The sequence below is a fragment of the Bremerella sp. JC817 genome, from assembly GCF_040718835.1.
Taxonomy (GTDB): domain Bacteria; phylum Planctomycetota; class Planctomycetia; order Pirellulales; family Pirellulaceae; genus Bremerella.
This window is the reverse complement of sequence record NZ_JBFEFG010000245.1, coordinates 1-304: the sequence shown is the minus strand read 5'-3', so window position 1 is coordinate 304 and position 304 is coordinate 1. Positions and strand designations below refer to the sequence as shown.

Here is a 304-nt window from a genome sequence, read left to right as displayed (position 1 = left end):
GACTAACCTTCGGTGTCGGTGCCTTCAGCAGCAGGCAGCTTGCCGGCTTTGTTCGCAGACGAGGCCATTCCCAAGCTCGAAGCAGTTGAACCCGCAACTTGGCATCAAACCTATGGGGACGTCTACGAACAGCTTCGTGCTGGTGCCGATCGGCATCCAAGCCCCGTGGGGTGGTTCGTTGAGTTGGAGCAATCAACCCATAAACGAACAGCAATCATTTTTAGACGTAAATCCAAAAACAATGAAACACAACCGTTCGTTAGGTGGGTCCCAAACCCGAAGAGAACAACAAAACCAACATGTT

Annotated in this window: 1 protein-coding gene; it reads left to right on the top strand. The window is 51.3% G+C overall.

Annotation, left to right across the window (positions count from 1 at the left end):
- Positions 1 to 85: 85 nt before the first annotated feature.
- Positions 86 to 304 (top strand): hypothetical protein (locus AB1L30_RS03025; protein ID WP_367011882.1); only part of this gene is annotated, 219 nt, incomplete at its 3' end.